Source organism: Bacillus sp. SIMBA_074, from assembly GCF_046534555.1.
GTDB classification, from domain to species: Bacteria; Bacillota; Bacilli; order Bacillales; family Bacillaceae_G; genus Bacillus_A; species Bacillus_A mycoides.
Window position 1 is genome coordinate 101,255 of record NZ_JAWRYM010000010.1, and the last position, 22,010, is coordinate 123,264.

At 36.7% G+C, this 22,010-nt stretch carries 20 protein-coding genes and 2 pseudogenes; 6 read left to right on the top strand and 16 right to left on the bottom strand.

Features of this window, described 5'->3' with window-relative positions; all coding sequences use genetic code 11:
• The first annotated feature begins 671 nt into the window (after positions 1-671).
• Positions 672-1,334, top strand: a complete 663-nt coding sequence (locus SB773_RS13580) for a YitT family protein (RefSeq protein ID WP_002015542.1) — start codon at positions 672-674, stop codon at positions 1,332-1,334.
• A gap of 31 nt (positions 1,335-1,365) precedes the next feature.
• Here the strand turns inward: SB773_RS13580 and SB773_RS13585 are convergent, their stop codons facing one another.
• Positions 1,366-2,199 (bottom strand): EcsC family protein, encoded by an 834-nt coding sequence (locus SB773_RS13585; protein WP_289404744.1) that lies wholly within the window; start codon positions 2,197-2,199, stop codon positions 1,366-1,368.
• A 137-nt stretch (positions 2,200-2,336) separates the two neighbouring features.
• Between SB773_RS13585 and SB773_RS13590 the strand changes: the two genes are divergently transcribed.
• Together SB773_RS13590 and SB773_RS13595 are read left to right on the top strand one after the other, a co-directional pair.
• Positions 2,337-2,972 (top strand): DUF1796 family putative cysteine peptidase, encoded by a 636-nt coding sequence (locus SB773_RS13590; protein WP_002129398.1) that lies wholly within the window; start codon positions 2,337-2,339, stop codon positions 2,970-2,972.
• 71 nt (positions 2,973-3,043) lie between these two features.
• Positions 3,044-3,478, top strand: coding sequence for an NUDIX hydrolase (locus tag SB773_RS13595; protein WP_016092427.1), 435 nt, complete (start codon positions 3,044-3,046; stop codon positions 3,476-3,478).
• A gap of 26 nt (positions 3,479-3,504) precedes the next feature.
• Here the strand turns inward: SB773_RS13595 and ackA are convergent, their stop codons facing one another.
• From ackA to SB773_RS13620, 5 genes are all read right to left on the bottom strand, one after another.
• Positions 3,505-4,698: an acetate kinase gene (gene ackA / locus SB773_RS13600; RefSeq protein ID WP_060752077.1), complete on the bottom strand. Its 1,194-nt coding sequence runs from the start codon at positions 4,696-4,698 to the stop codon at positions 3,505-3,507.
• A 299-nt stretch (positions 4,699-4,997) separates the two neighbouring features.
• Positions 4,998-5,984, bottom strand: coding sequence for a class I SAM-dependent methyltransferase (locus SB773_RS13605; RefSeq protein WP_002015548.1), 987 nt, complete (start codon positions 5,982-5,984; stop codon positions 4,998-5,000).
• A 211-nt stretch (positions 5,985-6,195) separates the two neighbouring features.
• Positions 6,196-6,696, bottom strand: coding sequence for a thiol peroxidase (gene tpx, locus SB773_RS13610; protein WP_002015549.1), 501 nt, complete (start codon positions 6,694-6,696; stop codon positions 6,196-6,198).
• Between the two features lie 134 nt (positions 6,697-6,830).
• Positions 6,831-7,226: a GerW family sporulation protein gene (gene ytfJ, locus SB773_RS13615; protein ID WP_000350005.1), complete on the bottom strand. Its 396-nt coding sequence runs from the start codon at positions 7,224-7,226 to the stop codon at positions 6,831-6,833.
• A gap of 12 nt (positions 7,227-7,238) precedes the next feature.
• Positions 7,239-7,877 carry a DUF2953 domain-containing protein gene (locus tag SB773_RS13620; protein ID WP_016106347.1) on the bottom strand — a complete coding sequence of 213 codons (639 nt, stop codon included), beginning with the start codon at positions 7,875-7,877 and terminating at the stop codon, positions 7,239-7,241.
• 204 nt (positions 7,878-8,081) lie between these two features.
• On the opposite strand from SB773_RS13620, the gene SB773_RS13625 reads away from it, so the two are divergent.
• Positions 8,082-8,885: an NAD kinase gene (locus tag SB773_RS13625; RefSeq protein WP_002015552.1), complete on the top strand. Its 804-nt coding sequence runs from the start codon at positions 8,082-8,084 to the stop codon at positions 8,883-8,885.
• 221 nt (positions 8,886-9,106) lie between these two features.
• Here SB773_RS13625 and SB773_RS13630 read toward each other — a convergent pair whose 3' ends face one another.
• The 8 genes and pseudogenes from SB773_RS13630 to SB773_RS13665 all read right to left on the bottom strand — a co-directional run.
• A complete protein-coding gene (locus SB773_RS13630; protein WP_410590367.1) occupies positions 9,107-10,675 on the bottom strand; it encodes an amidohydrolase in 1,569 nt (522 codons plus the stop codon).
• A gap of 87 nt (positions 10,676-10,762) precedes the next feature.
• Positions 10,763-11,194 carry a VOC family protein gene (locus SB773_RS13635; RefSeq protein ID WP_012261823.1) on the bottom strand — a complete coding sequence of 144 codons (432 nt, stop codon included), beginning with the start codon at positions 11,192-11,194 and terminating at the stop codon, positions 10,763-10,765.
• A gap of 103 nt (positions 11,195-11,297) precedes the next feature.
• The gene (gene mbcS, locus SB773_RS13640; protein ID WP_410590370.1) at positions 11,298-12,884 is read right to left on the bottom strand and encodes an acyl-CoA synthetase MbcS; all 1,587 of its coding nucleotides are present in this window, start codon (positions 12,882-12,884) and stop codon (positions 11,298-11,300) included.
• 221 nt (positions 12,885-13,105) lie between these two features.
• Positions 13,106-13,303, bottom strand: coding sequence for an alpha/beta-type small acid-soluble spore protein (locus tag SB773_RS13645; protein WP_060750624.1), 198 nt, complete (start codon positions 13,301-13,303; stop codon positions 13,106-13,108).
• A gap of 79 nt (positions 13,304-13,382) precedes the next feature.
• Positions 13,383-14,597, bottom strand: a complete 1,215-nt coding sequence (gene thiI, locus SB773_RS13650; RefSeq protein WP_088034024.1) for a tRNA uracil 4-sulfurtransferase ThiI — start codon at positions 14,595-14,597, stop codon at positions 13,383-13,385.
• A gap of 6 nt (positions 14,598-14,603) precedes the next feature.
• Entirely contained in the window at positions 14,604-15,746 is a 1,143-nt protein-coding gene (locus SB773_RS13655) for a cysteine desulfurase family protein (RefSeq protein ID WP_033731427.1), read from the bottom strand.
• 424 nt (positions 15,747-16,170) lie between these two features.
• Positions 16,171-17,880 carry a septation ring formation regulator EzrA gene (gene ezrA / locus SB773_RS13660; protein WP_113734105.1) on the bottom strand — a complete coding sequence of 570 codons (1,710 nt, stop codon included), beginning with the start codon at positions 17,878-17,880 and terminating at the stop codon, positions 16,171-16,173.
• Between the two features lie 248 nt (positions 17,881-18,128).
• Positions 18,129-18,695: pseudogene (locus SB773_RS13665) on the bottom strand (LysR family transcriptional regulator substrate-binding protein); the annotation flags it as partial.
• Here SB773_RS13665 and SB773_RS13670 point away from each other — a divergent pair.
• Positions 18,684-18,998: pseudogene (locus SB773_RS13670) on the top strand (EamA family transporter); the annotation flags it as partial. The pseudogenes SB773_RS13665 and SB773_RS13670 sit on opposite strands and share 12 nt — an antisense overlap.
• Before the next feature lie 11 nt (positions 18,999-19,009).
• Here the strand turns inward: SB773_RS13670 and refZ are convergent.
• The gene (gene refZ, locus SB773_RS13675) at positions 19,010-19,648 is read right to left on the bottom strand and encodes a forespore capture DNA-binding protein RefZ (RefSeq protein WP_088293502.1); all 639 of its coding nucleotides are present in this window, start codon (positions 19,646-19,648) and stop codon (positions 19,010-19,012) included.
• A 147-nt stretch (positions 19,649-19,795) separates the two neighbouring features.
• On the opposite strand from refZ, the gene SB773_RS13680 reads away from it, so the two are divergent.
• Positions 19,796-20,275 carry a GAF domain-containing protein gene (locus SB773_RS13680; protein ID WP_410590374.1) on the top strand — a complete coding sequence of 160 codons (480 nt, stop codon included), beginning with the start codon at positions 19,796-19,798 and terminating at the stop codon, positions 20,273-20,275.
• Positions 20,276-20,474: 199 nt separating this feature from the next.
• Here SB773_RS13680 and megL read toward each other — a convergent pair whose 3' ends face one another.
• Positions 20,475-21,653 (bottom strand): methionine gamma-lyase, encoded by a 1,179-nt coding sequence (gene megL, locus SB773_RS13685; RefSeq protein ID WP_410590376.1) that lies wholly within the window; start codon positions 21,651-21,653, stop codon positions 20,475-20,477.
• Positions 21,654-22,010: the final 357 nt, after the last annotated feature.

Consider the following 22,010-nt stretch of genomic DNA (forward strand, 5'->3'; position numbering starts at 1 on the left):
TTAAAGATAAAAGTGATGAGAACAATACAATTGAATAAAAACCCTTCTTTTCTTACTTATTGGACAAACTTCTAAAAGTTGTCCAGTTCTACGAAATAACTTAGGCTTTTCTACAAAAATATTTAAACATAACATTTTTTGTAGATTCTCTCCGGTTATTGTCGGTTTCCATCCGCATGTATTTTTTGAAAGTATGATATAATAATATAAATCTTGAAGGAAGGGATTTTGATATCATGATCGCTCGAAGGAGCATGTGGCATCGTATTGACGAATCATACACGTAGCGTATTTTTCAGCTCAGATACTTTAGTCTAGCGAAAAAAATACGAGAGTGGGGAAATTATGATTGCCCGAAGGATAATTTGGCAAAAAAAAGACTCTTCTTACACATAGCGTTTTGTTTAGGACTTAATTGTTACTAGCTAAACAAAACAAAGAAGAGCAGGATTGCTAAATGAAGAATCCTACTCCCCGTTTTGTTTAGTCGCTTTAAGACTTAAACTAAAACGAAGGTAGGGAGAATTGATGGACGAGAGGATTATTCGTTATTTCTTCAGCGACATATAGCGTAGTTAGTTTTTTTCGTAAACTAACTGAAAGCTACATGTGAGCTCGTAGTTAGTTCACAACACCAAAAGGACTACTAACTACTGAAAGAAGGAATAACGATGAGGAACATCCAAAGTCGACAAATTATTAAAGAAGTTTTTATGGTTTTAATCGGTTCATTTATATTAGCAGCAGCGCTATATCACATTCACTTCCAAAACCACTTAACAGAAGGTGGCTTTGTAGGTATTGCACTATTTATCCAAAATTTTTATGATATTTCACCATCTATTTCAACTGTAGTAATGGATATCCCTATTATTTTACTATGTGCTTCATTTTTAGGTAGAAAAATGGTTGGCTATTCATTCTTAGGTTCACTTTCATTCGGAGTATTTTATTCCCTTATGGAAAATTATTCTCCTTTTACGGTAGATTTATCAAATAATTTATTTGTAGCTGCAGTAGTTGGCGGTGCGTTAGCTGGTATTGGACTCGGTTTTATATTGCGATTTGGCGGTGCAACCGGTGGAGACGATATTTTAACAATTATATTAAGTAAACGAACTCGGTTTACAATTGGGCAAATTTTCTTCGTCTTTGACGCGATTGTTCTTGCGCTTTCATTATATTATTTAAATTGGACAGAAATTGCTTTTACTATTCTTTCGATTGCCGTACAGGCAAAAACATTGGATTTAATTTACTATCCAAAAACAGAAAAGAAAGCAGCAAAGCAACCCGTTTCTATTCCAATATCCAAAAAACATGCGACAAACTAAAAAGCGAAAGGCTTCGGCCTCTCGCTTTTTTTCATGCTCTCTTTTCTTTTTCTAATATGTAGCGTACTTGATAAAACTTATTTGCAAATTCAGTAACATTCCTCGTTAAGCGGTAGTTCACTGTAGAGCCAATTGCCATTCCAAGTACAGGAATGCCTTGGAATAATTTACGACGGAGAGCATAAATCGAAAATGTCTTCAAAATTTGTTTTAACACAACCTCAGTAGAAGCTGGCTTTAACACCTCTTCGTCTCCTTCATAAAAGAATGAATCTTCTTGCTCAAGTTCTCTCAGTAAATTGTACCATGCGTATTGCTGAAGTCTCGCCGGCAATAATGATGCATGGAATACCTTTAACGCAAGCATCATTTCATACGGCTTGTTCACATCATGCCCAAATGATGTCGCAATAAGTTGTACAGCCTTCACATTTAACGCAATCATAACCGGAAAATCAGCCGTTAATAATAATAGGCCGCCAACACCTGTTGCTCCGCCTTGTACGAATGAATATAGACGATGACGTGCTGTTTGCTGCTCTGCTATGTATGTTAATTGATCAATAGATAACGCCTTCAAATCTTCAAGTTGCTCAATTGATTCATCAAATAATCTCGATGTTCCTAAAATACGATTACGTGCATCTAACTGTGATTGTGAACTTTGAATAAGTGCATGCAAATGAAAGAGCCATCCATCTGCTTTCGTAAAAAAGTCTTTTCGTTTTTTCTCAGGTAGTTTTGCAACTGTAGTATGCAACCACTTATCAAACATCTTTTGAAAATCGGTCGCTTCTTGCTCTACTAATTGCCCTTCCCACTCTTTTATATTTTCTAAAATGGCTTGTTCTCGCTTCGATCGCATCACAACAACCACCTCGTTCGATTTTTTCCTATTGTAACATATTTCTGCTTGTTCTTTGCAAATATGCTTGTCTATCTTTATTCACATACCATTTTTTAGTGACATAAAATATTAGCAAAAAGGATGAAATGAATCACATGAATCTATCCAATATAAAAAAAGAATATAATGCAGTATTCAGCTTAGGACAAAACTGCTGGCCTGCTTGGGCTTTATATCAATTCGAATTATCACCATTTTTTGGTGTTATCGATTTTATGCTAAGCCCTTCATTAGAAAAAGTGAATTTATTATTACAAAATCGATTTGACCGTTTTTTACAGTTCGAAAACTTATCCTTCATCTCATTTTGGGATGATGATGCGAAATTAAGACTCCGTGACAACCTATATGAAATCGACTCCTGTCACGACTTTAAAACAGATGTAAACACACCAACATCCTGGCCTTCTTATACAGAAATTAAGTTAAACTATGAGCATCGAATTAATCGTTTTCTAACTACAATCGAAACGGCAGAATCCACATTGTTTATTCGAACGGGAGGAACATACGAAGAAGCACGTTCCTTGGAACAAATTTTATCTCAAATAGTTAAACATACATTCTCTGTCCTATTACTCATTCCTGAAGATGTACCAACTATCGCCCAAGAAGATTGGGGATTACAAAATATTTGTGTTATAAAATGCCCAGTGATGGATATATACCAGTACAATGAAGCATTTTGGAATGACTTATTTAATGGCATCACAATTCGGCCAAACGCTTAAATACACGTCACCTTTTATCACACCCTGCCTTATAATCATCCTTATACAAAATAAATAAGGAGTGATTATATATGTATCCACGTGCAAAAGCTTTTGGCATTGCTATACATCACGGTCGCCTTCTCGTACAAGAATATCATACAGGCGATGAAACATATTACCGACCTCTTGGCGGATCAATTGAACTTGGTGAAAAATCAGCACATACTGTTATTCGCGAATTTCAAGAAGAGCTTCACACAGAAGTGGAAATCAACAATTATTTAGGCTGCTTAGAAAATATCTTTCATCTTGATGGAGAAATTGGTCATGAAATCATTCAGCTATATTCTTTACGCTTATTAGACACATCACTATATGAAATGGAAAAAATGAATATACAAGATGAGCAAACCGTATCGTATGCGAAATGGATTCCCATTACAGCTTTCATTCAGAAGGAAAAAGTGCTATATCCAGATGGAATTTTAAACTATATCCAAAAGAAAAAAGACGAAATCCTATAGGATCTCGTCTTTTTTTATATAGTATATTAACCAATATCTCCAAGACGTAATACGTCACGAGCAATCATAACTTCTTCGTCAGTTGGAATTACGATAATTTTTACTGGAGAGTGTGGGAAGCTGATGAATGCTTCTTCACCGAATACGTTATTACGTTTTACGTCGAAGTATACGCCCATGTACTCAAGGCCTTCTAATACGCGCTCACGAATAATCGCACTGTTTTCACCTACACCAGCTGTGAAGATGATTGCGTCTACACCTTTCATACGAGCAGTGTAAGAACCGATGTATTTGTGGATACGGCTTACGAATACATCAAGTGCTACTTTCGCACGGTGGTCGCCTTCTTCTTCTTTCGCAATGATGTCACGTAGGTCACTAGAGTAACCAGTAAGACCTAACATACCACTCTTCTTGTTTAATACGTTAACTACTTCTTCTACTGTTTGGCCTGTTTTTTCCATGATGTATGGAATTAACGCAGGGTCAAGGTTACCAGAACGTGTACCCATTGTTACACCAGCAAGTGGAGTGAAGCCCATAGAAGTATCGATAGACTTACCGCCTTCTACTGCTGCGATACTTGCACCGTTACCTAAGTGACAAGAAAGTAGGCTTAAGCTTTCAATTGGACGACCTAATAATTCAGCCGCACGCTCAGTTACATATTTATGAGAAGTTCCGTGGAAACCGTATTTACGGATGCCAAATTTCTCATAGTACTCATATGGTAAGCTGTATAGGAATGCAGATTCCGGCATTGTTTGGTGGAATGCTGTATCGAATACTGCTACTGCTGGTACGTTTGGTAGTACTTCTTGGAATGCTTTAATACCAACAAGGTTTGCTGGGTTGTGAAGTGGTGCTAAATCGCTTAATTCTTCGATATCAGCTAATACTTCAGCATCAATTAAAACAGAATCAGCAAATTTTTCGCCGCCGTGTACAACACGGTGACCGATACCGCCAATCTCATCAAGAGATTTTACGATTCCGTTTTCAGTTAATTTCTTAAGAAGCATGTTAACTGCTACTGCATGATCTGGGATGTTTGTAATTTCTTTTTGTTTTTCGCCATTTACAGTAATTGTGAAGATACTATCTTCTAAACCGATACGTTCTACTAAACCTTTTGTTAATACTGTTTCACTTGGCATTTCAAATAATTGGAACTTTAACGAAGAGCTTCCTGCGTTAATCGCGATGATTTTTGACATCTAGTCTTTCGCCCCTTTTTCTCTTGGTAGTTGTGTGGATCATTCCACAAACCGCTCGATTTTATCTAATTAAATTCACTCATTATGAAAACGTTTCATCATTAGTAAATTTTATACTCACGATTTTAATTTAAACATCGTCCGACATATATTTCAAGTGAAAAAATTGTAACACCAAGAAAAAAAATATATTACAGATTTCAAAAAAATTCAGTTAAATCTTGTATATATTAAAAAACATTACATATCCTATAAAACTGTACTACATTAATTACTAACCCTGTTACATATATATCGTATTATTTATGTGTTGCAAACCAAGTATTCAATTGATCCATAATGTTCTCCATAGCCTTCATGTTAGAGAATTTAGGTAATTCCACTAGTAGTGCCTGTTTCGGCATTGTTACACCTTGGCCTTTCTTTTGGAGAACAAATATACTTTTTGCATTTTTCTCGTTTTTAAACATGGAAACAGGAAGCTGTAATAATCCTTGAATAAAACATGTCTCTTTAATGAATGCATGTAGCTTTGGCGCTTGATCACTTTCAAAAATGAAGTTTGGTACTAAGAAGAATAAATACCCGCCTTCTTTCGTATGTTTCACACTTTGTTCAATAAATAAGTGATGTGCATATGACATTCCTTCATTTGCTTTTAATGTATATTCACTTGCAACAATTTCATTTGGATAATAACCAATTGGTAAATCTGAAACGACTGCATCAACTGGATCAATATAAAGTGGTGCTAGTCCATCTTGGTGGAAGAATTCGATTGCATGCTTTTGTAAATTTGCATTTACTAAAGCAAGTTTAATTAACACCTCATCCACTTCTACACCAAATCCACTCATTGTTAGTTCTTCTTTGGCGCTATTAAACAATGTAGTCATTAAGTTACCAGTTCCAATTGCAGGGTCTAAAACAGTAATTTCTTTTTGACCTTGCATAAACTTATGGAATAAGTAGCTCATGAACATTCCAACTGCATCTGGCGTCATTTCGTGATTCGCTTGTACGCCCTCTTTCATTCCTTTTAAAATGGCTAGCTGAAATGCTTTACGAATTTCTTCCCCTTTATATGTTTCTTCATTAAACGTACTATATTCACGATTCAACCGTTCAATTGTTGATTCGGATAATTCCTCTTGTAAAATCGCTCCTTCAAACAAGTTATCACCTGTTTCTACAAGCGCCTCTAAATATGTTACATCTAATTCTTTACGTAAAACTACCGTAGAAGAATCAAAAATAGAAAATAATGTTTCCACTGCCTGACTCACGTACATTCCTCCTTCTCTCTTTTACACATAACTTATATCATACCATAATCTAAATTTTTCCCAAAAGAAAAAGCGACCTCTTGCAAAGAGCTCCCCTTCAAGTTGTTTATGATGTAACGTCTTTTCTCATATATTGGTTCAGTTAACAATACATGAGAAAAGACGACCTCTTCTAAAGTAAAACTTTAATGAGAGGTCGTCTTCATTTACATTACTTCGCAGATTTAGCTGCTTCTAATGCTGCTTCATAGTTTGGATGGCTTGTACCTTCGCCTACGTATTCTGCGTAAACTACTTTGTCATTGCTATCTACTACGAATACTGCACGAGCAAGTAAACGAAGTTCTTTCATTACTAAGCCGTAAGCTTCACCGAATGAAAGGTCACGGTGATCAGAAAGTGTTACAACATTTTCTAAACCGTTTGCTGCACACCAGCGTTTTTGAGCGAATGGTAAATCAGCGCTAATTGTTAATACTTTCGCGTTTTCAATACCTGCTGCATCTTCGTTAAAACGACGAGTTTGTGCATCACATACACCTGTGTCAATTGAAGGTACAACACTAATTAATTTTACTTCACCTTTGTATGTCTCTAAACTTACTGGAGATAAGTCATTTGCTAATACTTGGAAGTTAGGCGCTTGATCGCCAACTTTAACTTCTGTTCCAACTAAAGTCATTGGGTTACCTTTAAAAGTTACATTTGCCACTTAAAAATCCTCCCTTATTTTAAACAAAATATGTACAATGTAAATGATAGTTTGTCCCTATCAATAATGCAAATAAAATCGCTTTATTTACAAAAAAATAAAGAAGCTAATCCATTGATCAGCTTCTTTATTCGTTAAATTTGAAATTCAGGATCATCTTCTTTTCGTTTATCCATCATTTCTTTCACTTTATCAACAGCTTGTGGCGCTAATTCAATTATTTTATCGATGACGTGTGTTTGCTTATCTAAGTGTAATACTTTCACACCTTCTCCATTTATAACAAGAAAGGCAACAGGATTAATAGAAACTCCTCCACCACTTCCCCCGCCAAATGGATGACGGCCTGAATGTTCTACTTTACCAAATTCACTTCCACCAGCAGCAAATCCAAAACTGACTTTCGAAACTGTAAGAATTACACTTCCATCTGCCGCTTTAATTGGGTCACCAACAATTGTATTTACATCAGTCATTTGTTTTAAATGCTGCATTGCAGTTGTCATTAAACCTTGAATTGGATGGTCCACTTTATATCCCCCCTATGATTGAACTGATTTTTCGTTCGTACCAGATCTTTGTCTTCTCATAAACGTGAGTAATTTGATACCCGTTTTTATAGCACGAAATATACGAAAAGATGCTGTTAACTCACACCTTGATGCAAATCCTTTCCCTTGAAAAACAGGGGTAATTTCAAATTCTGGTACGTCGACAATATGCATATATTGTCCTACAACTCCAGCAGCCATTCCTTTTGTCCCCCATGCATACCCAGTGACAATTCCAGTACTAGCCGCATCGCCTGCTCCAATTTGTGAATGCCACTTCCAACTATTGATTTTCACTCGTTTGAGAAAATCTTTAACAATAGTATGAACTTCTTGAAGCTTTTTTATCAGTTCTCCAATGCTATCAAGTTGTGCCATAATTTTATTATCTATTCCGCCATCTTTCTCAGCTTTTTCGATTTTCTGCCCCGTTTTTTTCTGTTGTTTTTCAATTCTTTCCAATACATCAAACGTATATCGAATCATCCATATTTTCACTTGAAATAAACATTGTTTTTCCATTTCTGAATATAAAAACGTCACCTTAAGCGATATTTTCGATAATAGTATAAGCAAAATAAAAAGTAGAAGAATTATCATTCCAATTACAAGCCATTTCATTCTTACCATCCTTTCACTCCATACCCATTATCGACAAGTTTATTCATCATTAAACAACCTTTTATAAAATTGAATATAAAAATTTTTCTAAAAATAAAAAGGGATTTTGACATTTTATATCGAAATATACTATTTGAGCATATTATTCAGAATACATTTTGATGATATGCAGCACTAAGACTAGAAAATTTAACTGCAGTGGAGGGATACATAATGGCAAATCGTCGCAATTTATTTTTCTTTTATGGTGATGACAAAGTAACGCTCGTTGAAAAAATGAAACCAGTATATCGTATTTTAGAGGAGAATGGATTTACCATATTAGATCATCCAAAAAATGCAAACGCTATCGTCAGCGTTGGAGATGATGGAACTTTCTTACAAGCCGTTCGTAAAACTGGCTTTAGAGAAGATTGCTTATACGCAGGTATTTCTACGAAAGATGAAATTTCTTTCTACTGCGATTTCCACATCGATCACGTTGATACAGCCCTTCAAGAAATTACAAAAAACGAAATTGAAGTACGAAAATATCCAACAATTAAAGTAGATGTAGATCACGGTACATCTTTCCATTGTTTAAATGAATTCACATTACGCTCTAGTATCATTAAAACATTTGTCGTAGATGTACACGTCGACAATTTACATTTCGAAACCTTTAGAGGTGATGGATTAGTTATCTCCACACCAACAGGAAGTACCGCTTACAATAAATCATTACATGGTGCAGTTGTCGATCCACTTATCCCATGTTTCCAAGTAAGCGAACTAGCATCTTTAAATAACAACACATACCGTACACTCGGGTCACCGTTCCTTTTAAATCACGAGCGTACGTTAACTTTAACACTTAAACCAGATGGAAATGATTATCCTGTTATCGGAATGGATAACGAAGCACTTAGCATTAAACAAGTGGAAAAAGCCGTTGTTCGTTTAAGCGATAAACAAATTAAAACTGTTAAATTAAAAAACAACTCTTTCTGGGAAAAAGTACAGAGAACGTTTTTATAGTAATCAAAAAACCCTCGAATTATGGGATTTCCATAATTCGAGGGTTTTTTATTTATCAAATGCAACTTGACGCTGTTTCACAAAACATTTTGGAACAGGACAACAGTATATGAAATTATATCAACGATTTTACCCAAAATATCAATTTACCGACATCATCAACCTATCTAAAAAGAGGAAGCAGCACCAAAATGTATTTTCGGAGCCGCTCCCTCAAATTTTTAGACGTCTTTTCTATAAACAATCTTCCCATCAATGACGGTCATTTCTGCCTGTACTTCTTTTATTTCTTCCGCCTCAATTTCAAAAACATTGCGGTCTAATATCGTAAAGTCTGCCTCATATCCTTTTGCGATTTGTCCTCGCTTCGCTTCTTTTCCGATTGCATAGGCACTTCCTGTTGTAAATAAAGAGACAGCTTCATATACCGTTAATCTTTCTTCTGGCATATAGCATACACCATCAATAAAACTTCTACGTGTAACAGCACTATACATACCTAAAAACGGATTCACTTGTTCAATTGGAGCATCAGAGCCTCCATTACAGTGTAATCCTGCATCCAGTAACGTCTTCCAAGCATACGCATAACGAAGACGATGTTCTCCTAGTTTTTCAATAACTGACGGAAAATCCGATGAAACAAAGACCGGCTGAATATCAATAATAGCTGGCAAGTGTTGCATTCTTTCAATCAACTCTTCACGAGCTAGCTGGCAATGAATAATACGGTCACGTAATCCTTCTGCTGGTGGATGTAATTCAAGCGCATCAATGACATATTCAAGCGATAAATCACCAATTGTATGAATCGCAACTGGCATATGTAAATCTCGTGCTTTTTTCACTAAACCTGCAAGCTCTTCACGTGAGAAAATGGCAACTCCATTTGTTTCCTTCGCATCTTCATACGGTTCACTTAATAAAGCTGTTCTTCCGCCAAAAGAGCCGTCAGAAAAAATTTTCATCGCACCAAATTCAATATAGTGCTCATTTTCATATTCTTTTCGTTCATTCGCTACTTCATGGTGAACGAGTAAATGCGCTTTAAACCGCATTTCTTTTATAACGTGTGAAAACGCATTGTACGTTTTTTGAAAGCCGCCATAATAATTTAAGTCTTCCGTATGTCCGCCAACTAATCCGTATTGCCAGCAGTCTGAAATCGCTGTTTGCAGAGCACTTTGCAAATACACTCCATCTATTTCGGGCTGAACATGTTTAATTAACTCTTGTCCTTGCTCATATAAAAGTCCTGTTAATTTATTTAATGAGTCACGACCAATTTTTCCGCCCTTTGGATCTTGCGTCGCTTCTGTTATGTTCGCTTCTTGCAATATGTATGAATTCACCCATGTCACGTGACGACAAACGCGCTTTAATAAAATCGGATGTTCTTTAGAGATTTCATCTAAATCACGTACATGAACTTGTTTTGTATCTGTAAAATTATTTTCATTCCATCCTTCTCCGATAATCCAAGATCCTTCTGGCGCTTCTTCTACGCGCTTCTGAACAAGAGTAAGTACTTCGCTATAAGATTTGCAATTTGATAGATCTAGACGAAGTAACCTCTCCCCATGGCCAATAAGGTGCATATGGCTATCAACAAGCCCTGGAATCATCGTTTTCCCTTTTAAGTCACATAACTTCACTTCTGAATATCGGCTTTCTAACTCTTCTTTATTCCCTATATGAACAATGACGCCATTTTCAACGTAAATAGCTTCTACTTTTTCATTCTCTTCTCGCATAGTGTAAATGGTGCCGCCATACCAAATTTCTCCCATATGCTCATCCCCTTTTTCCTTTAGTCTACGAAATTCGTTCGTATAAAAAAAGCACCATTTCGATTAAAAATGGTGCTTTCCCAAAAATTAATTTTGTTCAGTAGGGTTCGTTGTAACTTGCCATTCAATGTTAAATTTATCTTTTACTTGTCCGTATGCTGGGCTCCAGAAAGTTTCTTGAAGTGGCATAATAACTTCTCCACCTTCTTGTAACTTATCGAATACTTCTTTCGCTTTTTCTGCATTACTAATTCGAACTGCAATTGTCACTTGAGATCCAATCGTATGCCCCTGACCTGGGAATGTATCAGAAATCATAAGTTCCGTATTACCAATTTTCAAATGAGCATGTGCAACGCGCTCTTTCGCTTCAGCTGGAATTGGGTATTCTGGATTTTCAGGCATCTCACCAAAAGTTTGCATTACTTCTACTTTTGCGTCTAACGCCTCTTTATAAAGCTGTACAGCCTCTTGCCCACCACCATCTAAAACTAAGTACGGATTAATACCTAAAATCATACGGACACCTCTTTTTTTAATTTATAAAATCGAACTTATGTTCGTTTTTATAATATCATACATTTAACATTTCATTCAACTATTTACTTCCCTATTTTCAAAATTATTTTGAAGGCAGCTCCATCTCTTGTTTTCTAAGTTCAATACGGCGAATTTTTCCGGAAATCGTTTTTGGTAGTTCATCTACAAATTCAATTTTGCGAGGGTATTTATATGGTGCAGTCAATTCTTTGACATGTTGTTGGAGCACTGGAATTAATGTTTCTTCGTTCTTGTCTATATTCTCTCTTAATACGATAAATGCCTTCACGACACTTCCGCGAATTTCATCAGGGCTTGCGACAACCGCACATTCTCTTACATATGGATGTTTTACAAGTGCATCTTCGACTTCAAACGGTCCGATTGTATAACCAGAGCTAATAATAATATCATCACCGCGACCTTCAAACCAAAAATATCCTTCTTCATCTTTTTTCGCTTTATCACCGGTAATATAATAATCACCGCGGAATTGCATCGCTGTGCGCTCATCGTCTTTATAATATTGTTTAAAGAGTGCTGGTGTTTCAATGTGAACTGCAATATCACCAACTTCTCCTACCTGTACAGGAGTTCCTTCTTCGTTTACGATATCAACATGATTTCCTGGCGTCGGTTTTCCCATTGATCCTGGTCTAATGTCCATCCCTTTCATTATTCCAACAAGTAGTGTATTTTCCGTTTGCCCATAGCCGTCTCTTACTGTAATATCGAAATGCCTTTGGAACGTTTCAATAACTTCCCTGTTTAACGGCTCACCTGCCGATACAGCGCTATGTAACGCTTCTAAATTGTACTCACTTAAGTTTTCTACCTTTGCCATTAATCTATACTCAGTCGGCGTACAACAAAGCACATTCACCTTGTTATCGCCTAATAAATTTAAATACGTTTTTGGTTCAAACTTACCATTGTATACAAATCCTGTTGCACCTGAACCGAGAGTCGCTACAAACGGGCTCCAAATCCATTTTTGCCAACCTGGACTAGCCGTTGCCCATACAACATCATTCCCTTCAATTCCGAGCCAGTTCGGGGCGCTTGTACGTAAATGAGCGTATGCCCATGCATGTGTATGAACAACTCCTTTTGGATTTCCTGTCGTCCCTGACGTATAAGATAAAAAGACCATATCTTCTTTATCCGTCTTCGCCATTTCTAACGTATCACTTTCCGTTTCTAATGCTGTTTTTAAATTCGTCCATCCATCTACTGAACGCTCGCTCAAAACGAATTTTTGAAGAGATTCCACCGCTTCTACGCCGTCGAATTGTCCAATATACGGTTCGTAACTTACAATTGCTTTCACTTCTCCGTGCCCAATACGGTACTCAATATCTTTTTTACGCAACATTTCTGAGCTTGGAATAACGACAAATCCTGCTTTAATCGCAGCAATATACGTCATGTAAGCTTCAATTAAGCGCGGCATCATAATAAGGAGCTTGTCCCCTTTTTGTAAGCCACTTTTTATAAAAGCGTTTCCAATTCTATTCGCACCTTGCATTAATTCAAAATATGTAATCTCTCGTCTATTCCCTTTATCATCTTGCCAAATTAAAGCAAGCTTCTCTTTATCACTCGTATATTTCTCTATTTCCGAAACTAAATTATAAGACGGTGGCGCTAACAATTCCTCTCTCTTCATATAACATCCTCCTTTATTTCTATGCCTCCCTTATATAATAAAGAATTTTCAGTAAATTTTGAACCCTCTTCTTTTGACAATTTTTTTATATTTATGTCGAATTGATGTATGAATGTATAGCGACGATGTTTTTAACATAACGATTCATCGGCAAATAACGACGAAAACGACAAAAAGAAAGAGCGGGAGAACCCGCTCTTTCTAAGCCATCGTATATGGGATTATTTTTGGTAACCGCCTAATTGTTGCTCAGCTAGTGAAACTAGACGTTTCGTAATTTCGCCACCAACAGATCCGTTAGCGCGAGATGTTGCATCAGCTCCAAGTTGAACACCAAACTCTTGAGCGATTTCGTATTTCATTTGGTCTAATGCTGATTCAGCACCAGGAACCGCTAATTTATTTGTGCTTCGTGTCATGTTATATCACCTCCTTGTGAGTATAGAGTGTGATAAACAACATGACTTCATGCACATTTGAATGTGGTAATTTATGGGTTTAGAAAAGTTCTTCGAATTTTTCTTCTTCAGCCACTACTTCTACTGTTTGTAATACCATTGTTTCTTTGTTCGCTACAGCCTCTTCAATTAACGGTGCGAAATCGTACTTCGCTTCAAAACGATTTGCTTTCTCACGCTTCGGTTTCGTCGATGGACTTGCTGGTGTAAATACTGTACAGCAGTCTTCATATGGACGAATTGAAATATCATACGTTCCAATTTCTTTTGCAATTTTAATAATTTCTAATTTATCCATCGTAATAAGCGGACGAATAACAGGATAGTTTGTCACTTCGTTAATCGTATGCATACTATCTAACGTTTGGCTCGCTACTTGTCCAAGACTTTCACCAGTCGTAATTGCAAGTGCATTACGCTCCTCTGCAATACGCTCTGTAATACGCATCATCATACGACGCATAACTGTCATAGAATAGCTAGATGGAATTTCTTTATTAATCGTTTTTTGCACTTCAGTAAATGGAACAAGATGAAGTGTTACACGTTTACAGTATTTCGTTAACTCTTGTGCTAAATCGATTACTTTTTGTTTCGCGCGCTCGCTTGTGAAAGGTGGACTATGGAAGTGAACTGCTTCCACAGATACGCCGCGTTTCATCGTTAAGTAAGTTGCTACCGGGCTATCGATACCACCAGAAAGAAGTACCATTACTTTTCCGCCAACGCCAACTGGTAAACCGCCAGCTCCCATGTGCTCACCACACATAATATAGCTGTAACCACTGCGAATTTCTATACGTACATTCACATCTGGATTATGAACATCTACTGTGATATCCTCTGTATTTTCTAAAATGTGCCCACCGATTTCTGGAAGTAACTCCATCGTCTTCATTGGGAAGCGCTTATCAGAGCGGTGCACTGTAATTTTAAATGTTTTCACATCACCTTTTACTTGTAAGAAAGCTGCTAATGCACCTTTTTTAATATCTTCTAATTCTGATGCTACTTTCATTGCTAAGTTAAACTTATGAATACCAAATACATCTTTCAATCTTTCAGAAATTGCTTCATGGTCTTCACCATTTAACTGAATGTACATACGATCATGTGTTGCATCAATTTTAATGTTTGGGAATTTTTTTAATTTGAATTTCACATTATCTTTTAACGTACTTACAAACTTAGAACGGTTCTTTCCTTTTGTCGTCATCTCTCCATAACGAACTAAAATATATTCATATGTCATCATATTTCTTTACCTCATCACTTCATATAATTTTGGCATCGTCTCTTTAACAATACCTTCAAATTGTTTTACTTCTTCCATCGTGTTGTCTGGTGCTAGACTAATGCGAATCGCACTTGTAGCTGCGGCGTGCGGTACTCCCATTGCCACTAGTACTCTGCTCACTTCATTTGCTTTTGAAGAACAAGCAGACTTCGTCGATACATATACACCATGCTCTTCTAAAGCATGAACGACTACTTCTGGTTTTAAACCGACAAATGATACATTCAAAATGTGCGGTGCCGCATATTCAAGTGATGTATTAATCGTTACAGTTTCCATCTCTTTAAAGAAACGGACCAGCTCTGTTTGTAAATTTTGCAAATGAACTATCTTTTCTTTCACTTGTTCCATCGTCATACGAAGTGCTTTCACCATCGCTACAATACCAGGTAAATTTTCTGTACCTGAACGATACTTGAGCTCTTGTTGACCACCTGATAAGATTGGATCTAATCTTACACCATCACGTACGTAAAGAAGACCTGTCCCCTTTACGCTATGAAATTTATGTCCAGATATTGAACAAAGGTCAATATGAGAAGCGTATAAATCAAGTGGTACTTTTCCTATCCCTTGTACATGGTCCACGTGGAATCTTATTTTCGGATAGTTCGTTAATAATGTTCCAATTTCAGCAACGGGCTGAATCGCTCCAGTCTCGTTGTTCACGTGAATAATTGACACAAGAATCGTATCTTCACGAAGTGCTCGTTTTACATCTTCTACCGATACAACACCGTGCTCGTTAACCGGTAAATACGTTACATCAAAACCGAGATCTTCTAATTGTTTATATGCTTCAAACACAGACGCGTGTTCAATATTTGTTGTAATGATATGTTTGCCGCGCGAACGATTCCTCATCGCTATCCCTTTAATCGCAAGGTTATTCCCTTCCGTTCCACCTGATGTGAAAATAATTTCAGAAGGTTTAACGTGAAGGAGCTGTGCCGCAATCGTTCTCGATTGTGTTAATAGACGCTCTGCCTCTCCTCCAAGCGAGTGAATAGAAGAAGGATTACCAAAATATTTCCCTGCAACCGTTACGTACGATTGCAGCGCTTCTGGATATGGCTTCGTCGTCGCACTATTATCAAAATAGATCATCGTTCTTCCCCTTTCAGCGCTATCACATCATATAATCATATCACAAATACGTGTAATTACGCTAAGACTACTCAAAGGTTCCGTTTTTATATAAAAGTGTACATTTCCCCCGGCCATTTGCAGGCATACTGAGTGGTGAAGATTAATAATCAGTGGTGGATGAAACCCCATCACTTATGGTTTCACTTTATCCCGCTATTTGTGGGCAGTAAGACTCCCACCTCAAAATTCAGCTGGAGCAAAGAAGTTAGGTGGGAAATCCACTGCCCGTAAATGCCCGATTGGTGAAGGCTAATAATCAGTGGGGGGATGGCCCCCCACTGATTAAAGTTTCACTTTATTTTGAAACGAACAACCTTACTGTATTCCGCTATTCATTATAGCAACATCGACTTCAAAATTACACAAAAAAACAAACCCTTTATTAAAGGGTTTGCTCATTGTCTACATATTCAGCTATTTTTTGAACAACACCAGGTTCAAGTTGCTCTAATATAGAAGCCGCTTGTTCTAAAGCTGCATCGTATTGATATTCACGGAATAATTTCTCCGCATAATTTAAGCTTTCTGCAAGATTCTCATCATGACTGCGGTATCGGTTACCGTATTGAATTAGTTTTTCAACTAAATAAGCTTGTCCAATTAATTCTTCTGTCATTTCAGATACACCATTCACAACTGTGTATGCTTCTTCTAAACTGCTATTTACAGTATTCATATTTAACGGCTTTACTTCTAATTGCTCATATACAGCTTGCATCGCCATTTGCCCTTTTTGTAAATCTTCCATAATACTCTCTGGAAGACCTGGTAAATTCGACTTTTGCATAAAACGTTTCGTCTCAAAAATTGTATTTCGCATTTCTTGTAACTTCTCACGTGCTTCAAATTCTTCTTTGCGCATCGTTTGCAGCATTTCTTTATATTCTGCATGAAGTACTTTTAAAGTTTCACATTGCTCATAAACCTCTTCTAGTTCCTCACGAATGATAGAGAATGCAATATCTTGTTCAGCAACGCGTATTTGTAACACTTCAAAACGTTTCATTAAAATATGCATTTGCTTTTCAATTACTTTTTGTGACTCAATATCTTTGTCTTGTAATTGATAACTTTGTTTCACAAGTTGTGTTTCTATTTTCGTTTCAATTGTTTCTGTACGAATTTCTTCTAAATCTTCATAAACAGACATTGTTTTTTGCTCCACATAATGTTTCGCATGCACTTCTTGTTCAAGTTGATCATAAAAACTGTCTAAACGAGTTTTTAAGTTCTCTACTTTTTCTGCTGCTTCTGTTATATGAAGTTCCTGTATATCCATTAAACATGTGTGTAGTTGTGTCGTCATATCGCGGACTTCTTTAGGAATTTCCAAATACTCTAATACATAGCCTTGTCTTATCATATCATCATGGCCTTGTAATAAATCTTCCAGCTGAACTGGTAATGTCGCTTGACACTCTACCAATAAATCTGGAATTTGATGAATAACGATTTCTAAACTTGCTAAACCTTCTTCTAAACTAATAACAATTTCTCTCGCTTTTAAATAATCACCATTATCTGTTGCCTCTTCAAAAGTTTTGAACTTCTCGGATTCAACATCTAACATCTCCTCAATTTTTTGCTCAGCTGCTCCATACATGTGTCGATGAGCAAGAACGCTCTTTTTCATACTACGATATGTATCACGTAACCCTTCAATTTCCGCGCTATTTTTCTCATGGCTTTCTAACAGTTGCTGTAATTCATTTAAAATGTCTGTAATACGATTATCAGCGTCATCTAAACCACCTATGGATTCTTTCATCGCATGCTTTGCTTTGCGGAAGGAGAATTGCGAGGCGAATTTTCGCGCTTGCCCTAAATCTTTTTCAGCTTTCGGAAGAGTTGTTGATACAATTTCATCCCACTCTTCACGCCATTTACCAAACAGCTCTTCTGTTTGACCTGTCATATTTAAATCTTTTACCCGCTTTAGTTCATCTGCCACAGGTTTATCTTTTATCTCTTGTTTCCACTGCTCCAGTGCTTCAATATCTTTATATGAACGATTTCTTATCACAAGCTCTATCATGAGCAGCACTAGAATAGAGCTTACTACAATGATAACGATCGTCAGGATAGAATCCATGCAAAAAAGCCTCCTAGTTATATCTCTTTTTTTGTCCGTTCCGTTTATGAAATGGAAGGCATTATGTATAAAAAGGGAATTCCCCTATATTTAACAACTAACAATGTTCTAATCATACCATGTAATGACGTGTTTTTGACCTAGTTTTTTTTAAAATTTCATGTTTCTTTACATGTAATTGTAATACTTCTTAATATTCCACTTATTCCATTATCCGTCCTCAAATGAATGCAATAAAGGTAAGGCTTTTACGGGCAGTTAATGCAGGATAAAGAGCTCTCTTTCATATGAGAGACGAAATAAATCTTTCGCATTAGTGGTGGTTCTACAGAAATCGCACGTACGTTACCTTGCATTACGGCTTACTGTAACGCGGTTTCCGGAAGCAATGTTATACCAAGTCCAGCTCCTACCATCGCAATCATCGGTTCTGCATAAGATGTTTCAACCGCAATTATTGGTTTCGCGCCCATACATTGAAACACATTCATAATCATTTTCCTTACATCACATATTTCTAGGTATACAATTAGCTGTTCATTTTGCAACTCCTCCATTCGGATTACCTTTTTCACTCTATACGGATGATCATTTGAAACAGCACAAACGATTTTTTCTTCCCGCATTTCTTTTATATATGTAGCGCCTTCTACTACTGAATCGATGAACATCGCTTCAACTTTTCACTCTTTAAATAACTCTATTAATACTTTCATATGCTCAATTTTCCATTCTATTTCATATGTATCCTCTAATAAGTCTTTACACTTTGATATGTAATGAGCCGCTAAACTCGGTAATATACCTACACAAATATAATTTCTATACCGTCACTGCGTACCGTTATGAGCGTTCGTTTTGAACTCTTTTATATGTCGATTATTGCGGGGGGTATCGCTGTATTTTGCTGGAACACGGGAAATCGATATATTTCATCTATTAACGGCATATTATTTATGAATTTAGTTCCTGTACTTGCACTTATCGGTTCTATGTTTCAAAGTTATACTGTCGATAACATAGAAATTGCCAGCGCCTCATTAACAATTATTGCGCTAGTATGTAACAATTTATGGCAAAGAAAACAACATATAAAAATCCCCACCTCAGTTCGTTAGGTGGGGATTTTTCACATATGAACAGCTCTTGGTAGTTCATAATACATACTCGCTTTATATAATGTTCGTTCCATCCATTGCTCAATTTCCTTCGTATACATTTCTAAGAAAAACGTCTCAGACGGAAATGAGTGTAGCACCTCTGATATATATTGTGGATATAAAAACGGCATATTTATCATGCCTTTTAATTGCGTCATAAACATTGTAAAAGATACCTTTTTAAATTCTTGCTTCATTTGTCCTTGTTTAATGATTTGCTCTATATAATATCTTTCTCTAGAAAAATAAACGGTCATCACTTCACGAATTAATGTCGTATCAAGCGAAAGCTCTCTATAAAAAAAACGTGTCAGTTCTCTATTATCAAATTGATATCGTAAAATCCCGCGCACCATTTGCACCATCACATCTTTAGCCGATAAATATTCTCTCTGTTCAAATGACGTTTCAATTACGTGAATATATCCTTCTAAAAAATCAGTAATAAGCTGTTCTAATAACCCTTGCTTTCCAGCAAAATAATATGAAATATTCGCTACATTCACATCCGCTCGCTTTGCAATTTCTCGCACTGATGTCCCGTCATAACCTTTCGTGTTAAACAACGATATTGCCGCATCAATTACTTTTTGTTTCGTCTGTTTCATGCGCTCACTTCCTCTCAATGAACAGCTATAGTTTAAATTTCTTGACTTTTAAGACAAATTCCTTTAATTTTCTATCGACAAAGTCATGTGAAATACATCGTATTTTGCTATCGTTTTACATATCTCGCTAAAAAGGGAGTTGTTTCCATGTTTACAAAAGAAAGTTATGCAGGATCTCGTGAAGAGCAATATGAGACAGTAATTAAACAACTGGATGCATTATTAACTGGCGAACCGAACTTAGTCGCAAACTTATCAAATGCGTCCGCACTATTAAATCAATTTTTAGATCGCGTTAATTGGGTTGGCTTTTATGTAACAGAAGGAAATCAACTTGTTCTTGGACCATTCCAAGGGATGCCAGCTTGCGTGCGTATTCCGTTCGGACGTGGTGTTTGCGGCGTTGCAGCTGAAACAAAAACAACGCAACTTGTAGCAGATGTTCACCAATTCCCAGGACATATCGCTTGCGATAGTGCCTCTAATTCTGAAATCGTTGTACCGATTATGAAAGAAGGGAATATCATTGGTGTGCTTGATATTGATAGTCCTGAAAAAAATCGTTTCGATGAAGTAGATCAGCACTATTTAGAAAAGTTTGTGGAAACACTCCTAAAACATATTTAATAAAGAAAAGAGTGAGCTATCGATTAAGTACGTAATGTACGAAACCGATAGCTCACTCTTTTTTATCCCGCATTAACGGGCAGTAAATTCGGCGAATACAAGGAAGTTAGGTGGGAGATAACTGCCCGTAAAAGCCCGATTGGTGAGGGCTAATAATCAGCGGGGGATGGACAAAACCCCCACTGATTAAAGTTTCACTTTATTGATTACTCACAGTAGATATCTTCTTTAGTGCCTGTTCTAAATCAGAAACGATATCTTCCCATGATTCTAAGCCGACAGATAGGCGTATTAAATTATCGAAAATACCCATTTCTTTTCTTAGTTCAGCTGGAATAGCTGCATGCGTCATCGTCGCTGGATGCTGAATTAACGTTTCTGTATCACCTAAACTTACGGCAATTGTAATAAAATGGAGGTCATTGATAAACGACTGTGTTTCCTCTTTCCCGCCTTTAATTGAAAAAGAAATAACGCCCCCGCCTCGTTTCATTTGGCGGGATGCTAATTCTCCCTCCGGATACCAAACACCTTCTACTGCTTCATGATTTTTCAAAAACGATAAAATTTTTTCCGCATTATCACAATGCCGATCCATTCTTACTGCTAATGTTTTTAATCCGCGTAACAATAACCACGCGTCAAACGGCGCCATAATACCGCCGATATCTTTTCGCATCGGACGGATTTTGTCAGCTAACGTTTTCGTTCTACAAATTGTTACACCCGCTACAACATCCCCGTGACCACCAATATATTTTGTCGCACTGTGAACGACGGCGTCACAACCGAGCTCCAGAGGTCTTTGTAAATAAGGTGAACAAAACGTATTATCGACAATAACAAGCAAATCATTGCGCTTCGCTACCCCGATCACCTTTTCTAAATCAATTAATTTCATCGTTGGATTAATTGGTGTTTCAACGAAAATGAGCTTTGTATTTGGACGAATTTTATTTTCAATATCAGTCTCTGTCTCCATATCACAAAACGAATGAGTAATCATAAATTTCTCTTCTAATACTTCTAAAAAACCGTACGTACATCCATATAATCCATTTGAACAAATAATATGATCTCCAGCCTTTAGAAAACCGATTAACGTTGCTGAAATGGCTGCCATACCTGAACCGAACGCCAGCGCCTCCTCTCCATCTTCTAAAACAGCCATACGTTCTTCAAATAATTTCACAGTTGGATTCCCAAGCCTTGAATAAATATAAGATGGATCTTCTCCCGCAAAACTCGCTTCTCCTTGTTGCGCAGTCTCAAATGTGAATGTAGACGTTTGAAATAAAGGTGGTGTTAAACTTCCTTTATGTTCCTCTGATGTATAACCGTGATGAATTAACGCTGTCTCCATATGCTTCTTTTTCATAAAAACATCCCCCTTATGTCTTTATTGCCACATATCCACCAGGAAAAAACTGATGAACGTTTTTACTATATTTTATGTAAGCGTTTTATTTGTGTTTCTATCTTTTCTTTTATATTGTTTTAAATTCCTTCTTGTTAATTCCCAAAATTTATCTGCATAAAACAAAAAGGGAGTCTCTTGACGAAACTGTAAGTAAAAGATATAATAGCGTTTGTGTAAAATAAAAAGGCAGCCTTGTAATGTGAGTTTATCGTTTGTATTTTGTTCCTCTGCGGAGGTGTATCTCGTAACTCCCTGCTGCTGGAGCGAAGGTACATGAAAACAAAATACCCGTAAATATCGATTACGTCTGTTTTT